This is a genomic window from Candidatus Rubrimentiphilum sp., assembly GCA_035710515.1.
GTDB lineage: Bacteria > Vulcanimicrobiota > Vulcanimicrobiia > Vulcanimicrobiales > Vulcanimicrobiaceae > Rubrimentiphilum.
Map to the genome: position 1 here is coordinate 485,771 of DASTDE010000001.1, position 11,005 is coordinate 496,775.

An 11,005-nucleotide genomic window follows, 5' to 3' on the forward strand; every position below is an offset into this window, starting at 1 on the left:
GATGCACGCAGTTATTCTCGCGGCCGCCGTGTTAGCGACGCCCACACCCATCCCCGCGTCCACGCCGCAAACGATGCCGTATCCGGCATACGGCACTCCGGCGCCGGGCGTCTCCGTACAACATCCGCTGGCGGGTGTTCCGGTGAGCATTTCACTTCCGCAAGCGATTGCGATCGCGGCTGCACGTTCGCCCGTTCTGGCGATCGCGCGCTCCGATTACCGGCTCACGCAGCTTTCCACGGATCTGGCGCGGACGGAATATTATCCGAACCTAAGCGCGGTCGCCAGCACTCAGCGCAACTATGGAACACGCGCCGGCACCGGCGGTTCGGGCTCCGGTACGTTCGGCAACGGCACAACCAGCAACGGCCTGAACGCAACGCTGAAGCAATTCATTTTGGACGGCGGCAAAGTCATGGGAGAGATCCGGCAAGCCGAATCCAATCAACTGGCCGGCGCCGGGACGTACGAACGCTCGTTGCAGTCGCTCGCCTTTAACGTCGCGCAAGCATACTACACTGCGCTCCAGGCTCACGCGGCGACGCAATTGGCTGCGCAAGTCGTGCAGCAGAATCAAGTGCAAGAGAATCTCGTAACGGCTCAGCTGCGGGCCGGCACGGCGTCGCGCGTCGATCTTGCGACCGCGCAGCTGCCGACAGCCCAGGCGCGCGTGGCGCTGGTCAAGGCGCAAGGAAATGAGCTCTCGGCAATGGCCGCATTCGCAAACCAGCTCGGCCTGGATGCGAGTGCGTTGGTGACTCCGCTCAACGATACGCCCCTGAATCCGACAGCATCGCTCTTGCCGGCGGAACTGCACGATTACGATACCGCCGTGGCACGCGCACTTTTGGAGAGGCCGGACTTTTTGGCCGCACAGCACGCCGCTGATGCGGCCGGATATAACCTGCGCGCGCAGCGCGCCGGTCTGTTGCCGTCGCTGAACGGCACCGCAACCTACGGAACGAACTCCACAACGGCAACGGGCACCGACTACCGTACGAGCGGGAGTCTTGGGGTTGCACTGAACATTCCGTTCTTCGATCAAGGCGTTACCCGCGTGCAAATTGCGCAGGCGCAGACCCAGTTGGATATCGCCAACAGCCAGCTCGACGAAACGAAATTGAACGTTGAGTTGAACGTACGCCAAGCGCTGATCGGCCTGGTTTCGGCCGAAGCGGCGCTCGGGCAAGCGCAGGCAGAACTTGCGAAGGCGCAAGAGATCTTGAATGCGACGCAAGCCCAGTATCGCGCCGGTGTAACGACGCTGCCGCTGCTTTTGAACGCGCAGGTTGGGTTGACCCAAGCGGAGACCGACCAGCTCAACGCCGTCTACGGTTTGCGCCAAGCCGAGCAAGCCTATCTCTTTGCACTCGGCGAGAACCAGTTAGCGGCGACCTCGACCGTCCCCTGACTCGTCTAGCAGCTCTCGACTAGTGCCGTCCTCGCTTTTGGGCAGGGTTAATCGCTCGGCCGGCACTAGTCTTCGACGTGACTAAGACTGCGTCGGTGCCGGCGGCGGTCAGCGATCCGCTTAACGCGCAGATTCTCGCGATCTCCGAAGATCGGCTGCCTGGTTTTCAGCAAGATCCGTTTGGCGAGATCGCAGCGCGCAGCGGCGTTCCGGTTGAGATCGTCATCGAACGGACTGTTGCAATGCTGCGCGCCGGTACCATCCGCCGCGTTCGCCAGACGCTGCTTGCAACGAGCCTCGCGCAAGGCGCCTTAGTCGCCTGGCGTGTAAGCCCGGACAAGCTCGACGCCGCGTTCGACTACATGTTTCGTGACGATCCGTTTTCGGGACACGTCGTCATTCGCACGGCGGATCCGGCGACGCCGGGAGCTGCCTACCGTTTGTGGACGACGCTCAAAGTTCCGCAAGGGTACTCGCTCCAAAAACACGCGGAATTTTTGCGCGAGCGAGTTCAAGCGGATCATTTCCGGTTGATGCCGGCAAAGAAGCTCTTTGCGCTTGGAGTGGGTCACGTCCGCCGCCGCGGGATCGAGATCGGCAGCCGCGCGGACGTTCCGGCCGAACCGATCGACACGACGCTCGTCTCGCTCGACGAGCGGCAATGGCGCGTGCTCACGGCGCTGAAGCGCGAGTTTAAACCGGAAGAGCTGGTACGCGATCTTTGGCGGGCACGCGCTGCCGAAGCAAACGTCGCTTTGAACGAATTCTTCGAAACGGCGCGCGAGCTCAACGCACTCGGCGTGATCGGCAGGTTCTCGACTTTTCTCGAACATGTAAAAGCGACGGCGGGAAACGAGCGGGTTACGCGTTACAACGCGCTCTTTCACTGGGCCGTGTCTCCGGGGCGCGAGATCGACGCGGGGCGCGAGGTCGGCCGCCACCACATCATCACCCACGCTTACTGGCGCGAGGGCGGGGACGAGTTCCGGAACGTTAACGTCATGGCAGTCGCGCACGGCCTGGACAAAGACGTGGTGCTGGCGCATAAGGCGGCCATCGACGCCCACCTGCGGGAAGCCGGCATCGACTTCGGGTATACGAATGTCTTCTGGGGAGGTCGCAGCGAAATCAAGCCTTCCGAAATATCACCGCTGGCCTACCGCGAGTTTTGCATAGAGCACGGTCTGGATCCCGACGCGATGAAAGAGGAACCTCGATGAAACGTATTCTTGCCGCTGCGATCGCCACCGTCTTCGCTTTAGCCGGATGCACGCAGACTGCTAACCAAACGGCGAGCCCGACCCTTGTCGCGAGCAACGGCACCGATCACACTGTGATGGGTGAGGTTACCGCTCGCGTGAACAAATTCACGATACCCCACGTTTTGCGCTACTCTACGGCGTCTGATATTTCGTCGCTCAATCCGCATCTCGCTCAGCAGACCGAAGTCGGCCTATTGTCGTCGCTGACGATGGCGTGGCTCATCAAGTGGGACGTCCACAACAATCCAATACCGGAGCTCGCGACCGAGGTCCCCACACCTGAGAACGGCGGCGTCAGCAAGAACGGCTTGACGATCACGTATCACATCCGCAAGGGCGTGAAATGGTCGGATGGCGCGCCCTTTAATGCCGACGACGTCGTCTTCTCCACGCGCGTCGTGCTCAATCCGGCCAACAACGAGGTCGGCCGTCTAGGTTGGGACCGCATCGTGAAGATCGACGAACCGGACAAATACACCGTGATCTATCACCTGAAGAAACCGTATTCGCCGTTCGTTCAAACGTTTTTTTCGAGTGCCGGTGCGAACCCGTGTGTCCTTCCAAAACATATTCTAGGCGGATTGCCGAACATCAATCGGGCGCCGTACAATTCTCTGCCGGTCGGCATCGGTCCATTCAAGTATCTGCGCTGGGATCGCGCTTCGCGCGTGGTCATGGTTGCCAACCCGCTCTATTTCCGCGGAATACCCAAGCTGCAGCGAATTGAGTTCGTCATCATTCCGGACCGGAACACTGTTCTAACGCAGCTGCAAGCCCGGGACCTCGACATGTGGTACCCGGTTCCTGGAAATTATTACGCCCGCGCGAACAGTATTCCAGGTTTCACCATTGTGAGGCTTCCGAGCTATTACTTTAACCATCTCGATTTCAACACATCACGGCCCGGGCTAAGCGATCCGGTCGTCCGCCAAGCGCTGCGGTTTGCAATCGACCGCCAGACGATCTATCACAAAGTCGCTCACAACATCGGGTATCTGCAGGAAGAACCCGCGGCGCATACAGCCCCGTACTGGGATCCGACGATCAAGTTGGTGCCCTTTGACATCGCGCAGGCCAACGCGATGCTCGACAAAGCGGGATGGGTGCGCGGGCCGGACGGAATTCGCGCCAAGAACGGAACGAAGCTCGCGCTTCAAGTCGTAAGCTCCACGGGCACCCCGGATACGAATCTGCAGATCGAGCTGATCCGCAGCTGGTGGAAGCAGATTGGCGTCTCGCTTTCGCTGAAAGTCTATCCGGCAGAGTTGCTATTCGCGCCCGTTCAGGACGGAGGAATCGTCTATGGCGGGAAGTGGGACGTGATCTTTTTCTCATGGGGACTCGATCCTCTGGGAGATTTCTCGAGCATCTACGGGTGCGGCTCGATTCCACCGAACGGTCAAAATGACGTCCGCTGGTGCAACCAAAAGGCCAACAACGCTATGACGGCCTTATACGGACACTACGAGCAAGCCGAACGCAACAAAGACGACGCTATCGTGCAAGAAGCGATCGTGGCCGATGTGCCAACAGTCGTTACTACGGGGCGCGAGGACATCTACGTCGTGAACAAAGACCTCCACAATTTCCATCCCAACGCGGTTTCGCCGTTCGACGACTTCATGAACGTCGACATTTAACCGTGACCCTCCGGGTTTGCGCGGCGCTCTTTTTGGGCGCCGCGCTCGTTTGCTGCTCCGCGAATCACGGACCGCAACCGGCGGGGACGCACCGCCTGCACCCGTGGACGATTCCCGGCACGTTCCGCTGGGCGGACGGCGAGGACATAGACAACCTCAATCCGCTCCTCTCGACCGAAACGCTCGTCAACGATCTGTCCTCGTTTACGATGGGGTATTTCTTTGTCTTCAACGACAAGGGTGATGCGATTCCATCGCTTTGCTTACAAGTTCCGACAAAGGCGAACGGGCTGATCTCGGCGGACGGCAAATCGCTCACGTTCAAACTGCGTCGCGGCGTTGTGTGGCACGACGGTGCGCCGTTCACGTCGGCCGATGTCGCGTTCACCGTAAAAACTATTCTCGATCCGCATACCAACGTGCTGACGCGCGAGGGCTGGGACCTCATCACGCGGGTCGACACGCCGGACAAATACACCGTCGTCTTTCACTTGAAGAAACCGTATGCGGCCTTCATAAACCACTATTTCACGCCGGTCGGAAACCCGGCGATCTTGCCGAAACATCTGCTCGAAGGGCGCGAGATCAACCGCGCGCCGTACAACGGCTTGCCGGTCGGCCTCGGCCCGTTCCGCTACGTGCGCTGGGCGCGCGGCAGCGAAGTCGTCATGGAGGCATTTCCGCGCTGGTGGGGCGGCCCGCCGAAGCTCAAACGCGTGATCTTCAAGATCATTCCGGACTCAAACTCGGTCGGCGTCGCGCTGCAGTCGCACGGCATCGACGCCTATATCCGCGTGCCGACCTTCCAGTTTCAGCAAGTTCAAAGAATTCCTGATACACGGACGATCGCACACGACGTCACGTCGTACGGGCACATCGACTTCAATTTGCGGAATCCGATGCTGGCCGACCCGCAGGTGCGAGAGGCACTGGCCCGTGCCATTGACGTGCATTTAATGTGGAAGAAGATCGACCACGGCGCCGGGTACCTGGCGTGCACACCCATCTCGCACTTGAGTTGGGCCTACGATCCGCAAGCCTCGTGTTACACGTTCGATTTGAAGGCGGCGGCGGCGCAACTCGAACGCGACGGCTGGAAACTCGGTGACGACGGCCTGCGGCACAAGAACGGCGCGACGCTGCGTTTTGACTTCGCGGGCAATACCGGCAATCCGGGACTGGATTCGCGCGTCCTGATGATCCAGCAATGGTTCAAGACGATTGGTGTCGGCTTGGACTACACGCGGTATGCGACGAACAAACTCTTTGCTTCATACGCGGCCGGCGGCGTCGTCGCGACGCGCCGCTACGATTTGGCCTCGTATGCGTGGACCGTCGCCCCGGACCCCGACCTCACTAACCTCGTCGCATGCTCGCGCATCTCGCCGGCGGGCCAAAACTACATGGCCTATTGCGACCGCGAGGTCGACCGCGCGCTCGCCGATGCACTGGTACACTACGAACCCGCACGGCGGCGCGCCGATTACATTCTCATGCAAGAGCTGCTTGCGCGAGACGTACCTTTCATCGTTTTGAGCCAGCGCACCGATCACGTCACGTTCAACGATGACTTCACCGGCATCAACCCCGGGCCGCAGAGTATGTTCTGGAATCCACAGGCGATCTCGAACTGACAGAGTCGAGCACCGCGGCGTAAGCTAACAGACCGCAGCCGGCCAGGGAAGCGCATCGCAACATCGCCCACAGCGAGTCGCGCGCGAAGAGTCCCGTGGCGGTCTGTTCTGCATGCCAGACAGCTGCGATCTTTGCATGCTCCATGCCGCCGGGGAGCGCCGCCATTGCGTCGGGCCACACCGGCAGAACGTGCGCCCGCGCCGCGAGGCCTGCGATGCCAATAAGTATGAGGACGGCAGCCGGAATCTGAAGTGTGCGAAAGCTAAAATCTTGCCTCAGCGCGACCAGCACGGCTGCAAATGCCACGACCAGCAGAAGCGTTTGCAGCATGCTGTCGGGATTTTGCGCGAGGCCGAGCCAGTTAGGCGCGCACAGCAGTGCGCCGCCCAGCGCTACTCGCGAGGTTTTGCCGGACGTTCGCGCCGCTAGAATCAGCGCCGGTGCGAAGACGATGACGAGATCGTGCTCGTGAAAGAACGTCACCACGAACGGCACGAGTGCGGAGGTCGCACAGAAGAGCATTAACGGATCGCGCACGGTACGCGCGCACGACAGCCACACGATGACGGCGACTAAGGCGATGAAGACGCCGACGTACAGTGCGGCGTTCTCGCTCGCGCCGAATCCGTACGCGATGGCGGCCGGCGTTAGTTGCACAGCGGAGAAACGCTCGGCGTCACCGTGTTCGTACAGCACCCGAATATAGTTGACTATTCCGGTTCCTCTAACCACGACGAAACACACGGTTACAAATGCGGCTGCACCGATCGCTATGGGCAGGGCGGTCTTTTTCGCGCGCAACCCTCCGGTGAGCGCTAGCGCAAGATTTGGTTGTGCGAATGCGAGCACCGCCGCGCAGCCCCGTGCGAGTGCTCCGTTCGCCGCGAATGTGCAGAGAACGGCAAGGGTGACAGGTAACGCGAGTTGTCCGAGCGCGAGATCGGCCGTTATCGGGCCGAAGCCGAGGGCTGCCACCGCCAGCCCGAATAGAACGAGCGGCGTTCGCTCGAGTCCGGCAAGCCGCGCCAGGATCCAAAGCAGCCCCGCCAGCGAAACGAAAAGCAAAACGCGCCAAAGATTTGCGGCGATCGTGTACGGCATGAACGAGAATGCTGCCCACAGTGGAAGCGTCGCGGGCGGTCCAACGAAGGGCAGAACCTCAAATCGTTCCGCGTTCACACCCGGCAGAGCTTCTTCGGTCTGCCAAATCGCGACGCTGTACGCGTCATCGCCGTGCGCCCATGTTGCCCCCGCGGAATAGTAAGCTTCAAAGTCCCGCAGCGACGGCCCAAAGCCGTGCTGCGGACGCGCGACGGTAAATGCGGTCAGGATCGCCAGCGCCGCAGCTACGACGATTACGCGCCTCACGCGCGAAAGGCCGGGTTCGCTCCGAGAATGCTATGCGACAGCGTCATGAGATAGAAGAGCGCGAACAGTGTGGCCAGGTACCAAAGCGCTACGCGCACGCGCGCCGCGGACGTCATAGCGGCGAAGCGAGGATCCACGTGACCGCGCCAGGCGGAGATCGCGCTCGGAATCGCGAGCAGTCCGAAAATAATGACGAAGAATAAGGATATGTGCAGCGTAATCGCGAGCACGATGAATACGACAAATCCGCCAATCCACAAGAGCGGCGAGAGCGCGCCGGCGATGCGGCCTCCGTCGAACGGCAGCACGGGAATCATGTTGAAGAGATTGAGGAACGCGCCGACGTACGCGGCCATGTACCAAAACGAGCTATGAAACTCGTATCCGAAGCCGAAGCAGACTGCGGCGGCGCCCAAGCCCGTGAGCGGACCCGCCAGCGCGATATAAGCATCGTGTTCGAGGTTGTCCGGTACGCCGCCGACCGTATAGGCGCCGAAAAAGGGAACGAACATGGGCAATCGTGCCGGTAGACCGTACCCGCGGATGGTCACGTAATGCCCGAACTCGTGCACCGCGAGCATCAATATAAAAACAAGGGCGAACTTCCAGCCCCAGAAAAGCGCGTAAAACCAGAGCGAGACAAAAAGCGATCCGCCGAACTTCAAAAGTATGAACAGTGCCTTAAAGTTGAAAAGCACGAGCAGCAGAGATTTGAATTTTAAGAGTAGCGCGCCGATGCCGAGCCCTGCCGCCCCGATGCCTTCGGCCGTTTTTTTGGCGCGTTCTTTTTTGGCGTCGGGCGGAAGATATTCGCCCTCGTGAACGTCGTATGCCCGGTTCTCCGGACGTTCGGCGCTAAAGCCGGAGGCCCACGGGTTCTTGGGCGGCTCTTTCCGATCGTCGCTCACGCCCGGTCCTTCTGAAACCGTAGGGCAAATGCATCTTGTTAGCGGAACACATTGCACGTGACGCGGATCGTTATTCTGGGCGGAGGCTTTGCCGCCGTCGGCGTTGCCCAACGATTGGAGCGCATCTTGCGGCCTGGCGAAGCCGAAGTGACGCTGATCAGCCGCGAGAATTTTTCGCTGTTTACGCCGATGCTGCCCGAAGTGAGTTCGGGCGCACTCGACACGCGTCACATCGTGACGCCTATTCGCGCGCAGCTACGCAAGACGCATTTCATTCTGGCGGACGTGACCGGGCTCGACATGAACTCGCGCGAGGTACTGTACACGCACACCTTGACCGGCGTTGCGGAACGGCTACGCTACGATCAACTCGTGATTACGACGGGAGCCTCGACCTCGACATTCGGCTTGCCCGGGGTTGCGGAGCGAGTCTTCGCACTCAAGACGTTGGAAGACGCCGCGATCCTGCGCAACCGCTTCATGTGGCTGCTCGAGCTTGCCGATGACGCCCCGGAAGAAGAGCGCAAGAAGCTGCTGACGCTCGTGGTTGTCGGTGGCGGATTTACGGGCGTCGAGACCGCGGGCGAGATGGTCGAATTATTTCGCAACGTTGAGCGGTTCTATCCGAACGTGCGGCGCAGCGACGTGCGCATCGTGCTGGTCGAAGGCGGCAAGACGCTGCTGCCGGGTCTGCCCGCGCGCATGGGATCGTACGCGGAAAGCTTTCTGCGCAGCCGCGGGGTAGAAGTCTTGACGGGCGACGGCGTACGCGGCGCGGATGACGACGGCATCGAGCTTGCTGGCGGCAAGCGCATCGAAACGCGTACGATCGTGTGGAGCGCGGGCATCAAGCCGCGCGTGCTCGCCGGCAGCGAACGCCTGGCGCGCGCGAAAAGCGGCGCGATCCTCACCGCAGCGGACATGAGTGTTCCCGATCATCGCGGAATTTGGGCTTGCGGCGACTGCGCTGCGATTCCGGATGGCAGCGGCGGATTTTTCCCGCCGACGGCCCAGCACGCTATTCGTGAAGGCCCTTTGCTTGCCGACAACCTGGTCGCGGCAATGCACGGGCGGCCAACGCGACCATTTCATTACGCGTCACTGGGCATGATGGCCTCACTGGGCGCGCGCAAAGCGGTCGCGCAGCTGCCTGGAAATCACGTGCTGACGGGCTTTCTGGCGTGGTTCTTGTGGCGCACGTACTATTTGGCGCGCTTGCCCGGCTTGGACCGCAAGTTGCGCGTGGCGTTCGACTGGACGCTTGAACTGCTCTTTCCGCGCGACATCTCCGAACTGCGCGTCTACACCCGGCGCGCTCAGTCCAGCGCGGCGGCGGACGCGGGGCTTATAGCGCGCGACGAGAATCTGTGAGCGTGGAACTGAAGGAGCCGATCGGGCAGCTGATTCGCGACCCGCGCGAGTTTACGAAGCAGCTGACGTTCCCGAATCCGTCCGAGATCCGGATTTACGACGAGACGCTGCGCGATGGCGAGCAGATGCCGGGCGTCTGCTATACGCCCGAACAGAAACGCGAGATCGCCAAGCACTTGGCGGACATCGGCGTCCACATCATGAGCGTCGGGTTCCCGGCGGCCTCCGAAGGTGACCGCAAGACGCTGCAACTCGTGATGGAATCCAAACGGCGCGGTGAATTGGGCAACGTCGAGATCGTCGTCATGTGCCGTAGCAATCCCAAGGACATCGACGTTACCGCCAAGACGCTGGAAGACGTCGGCATTTCGCCTTCGGATGTAACATTCTTTATCTTTACGAGCGGCAGCGATCTCCATCTGAAGTACAAGATCGGCAAGACGTTGCTCCGGCTTGAAGGGCGCGATGAAAGCGAGTGGCTGGATTTGCCGCTCGAATTCTACCGCGAAGCGAACATCAAACTGCAGTGCGATGCCATCAAATATGCGCGCAGCCGCGGCGTCACCAGCATCGAGTTTGGCGCGGAGGACGGCAGCCGGGGCGATGTTGACTACTTCATCCGGTATTTCAAGCGCAGCCTCGAAGCGGGCGGTGACCGCCCGGCATGGCCCGACACCGTCGGCTGTCTAACGCCTGAAGCGGCGCGCTGGTACTGCTCGCGCATCGTCGCGGCGATGCCGGCAGGTTTGCCGATGGTTTGTCATTTTCACAACGATTACGGATTGGGCACGATCAACGCGATCACCGCAGTCGGATGCGGCTTCAAAGTGGTTTCGGTAACTGCCAACGGTTACGGCGAACGTGCCGGTAATGTAAAACTGCACGAATTCGTCACCGCGCTCAACGTCCTGTACGGGGTCGAAATCCCGGGCTTCAAATACGACAAGCTGCGCGACCTCGCTCGCTTCATGGAGCGCATGAGCGGCGTGCCGATGCAGCAGCACGAACCGATCGTCGGCTCCAAAGTCTTCGCGCACGAGTCCGGGATCCACACACATGCGATGCTGATCGACCGGCGCATGTACGAGGCTGTGCCCGCGAACTTGGTCGGCGGCGAGATCTCGTGGATCTTTGGAAAGCATTCGGGCGTTGCGCTAGTGGAAGATACGCTGCGCAAGCATGCCGCCGAACTGGCGAAGCGCGGAGTCGAGCCTACTCCCGGGCTGGCGCAGCGCGTCACCGAGGAGATCAAGCGGTTGCGCGAAGAGCGCGCCGCCAGCAGCAAGAGCGAAGAAACGATAGCGGCCTATGAGAAGGCGATGGGAGAACTTTCGCTGGACGAATCGGACGTGGTTGAGATTGCGACCGCGCTCGCCCAGGCCTCGCCTGTAGCCCACTGAGCCATTAGAG

General features: G+C 60.9%; 8 protein-coding genes. 6 read left to right on the forward strand and 2 right to left on the reverse strand.

Annotation, left to right across the window (positions count from 1 at the left end):
- Position 1: 1 nt before the first annotated feature.
- The 4 genes from VFO29_02445 (at position 2) to VFO29_02460 (ending at position 5,947) form a co-directional block, all read left to right on the forward strand.
- Positions 2-1,411 carry a TolC family protein gene (locus VFO29_02445; GenBank protein ID HET9392374.1) on the forward strand — a complete coding sequence of 470 codons (1,410 nt, stop codon included), beginning with the start codon at positions 2-4 and terminating at the stop codon, positions 1,409-1,411.
- 95 nt (positions 1,412-1,506) lie between these two features.
- Entirely contained in the window at positions 1,507-2,631 is a 1,125-nt protein-coding gene (locus tag VFO29_02450; GenBank protein ID HET9392375.1) for a hypothetical protein, read from the forward strand.
- A complete protein-coding gene (locus VFO29_02455; GenBank protein HET9392376.1) occupies positions 2,628-4,313 on the forward strand; it encodes a peptide ABC transporter substrate-binding protein in 1,686 nt (561 codons plus the stop codon). Before VFO29_02450 ends, VFO29_02455 begins: the two co-directional genes overlap by 4 nt.
- 2 nt (positions 4,314-4,315) lie before the next feature.
- Positions 4,316-5,947, forward strand: coding sequence for a peptide ABC transporter substrate-binding protein (locus tag VFO29_02460; protein HET9392377.1), 1,632 nt, complete (start codon positions 4,316-4,318; stop codon positions 5,945-5,947).
- Here the strand turns inward: VFO29_02460 and VFO29_02465 are convergent.
- A complete protein-coding gene (locus tag VFO29_02465) occupies positions 5,895-7,316 on the reverse strand; it encodes a glycosyltransferase family 87 protein (GenBank protein ID HET9392378.1) in 1,422 nt (473 codons plus the stop codon). The genes VFO29_02460 and VFO29_02465 overlap by 53 nt on opposite strands.
- Positions 7,313-8,224, reverse strand: a complete 912-nt coding sequence (locus tag VFO29_02470) for a site-2 protease family protein (protein HET9392379.1) — start codon at positions 8,222-8,224, stop codon at positions 7,313-7,315. The genes VFO29_02465 and VFO29_02470 overlap by 4 nt, the downstream gene beginning before the upstream one ends.
- A gap of 57 nt (positions 8,225-8,281) precedes the next feature.
- On the opposite strand from VFO29_02470, the gene VFO29_02475 reads away from it, so the two are divergent.
- Positions 8,282-9,595 (forward strand): NAD(P)/FAD-dependent oxidoreductase, encoded by a 1,314-nt coding sequence (locus VFO29_02475; GenBank protein HET9392380.1) that lies wholly within the window; start codon positions 8,282-8,284, stop codon positions 9,593-9,595.
- 2 nt (positions 9,596-9,597) lie between these two features.
- On the forward strand, positions 9,598-10,995 hold the full coding sequence (locus tag VFO29_02480) for a hypothetical protein (protein HET9392381.1): 1,398 nt from the start codon (positions 9,598-9,600) through the stop codon (positions 10,993-10,995).
- Positions 10,996-11,005 lie beyond the last annotated feature (10 nt).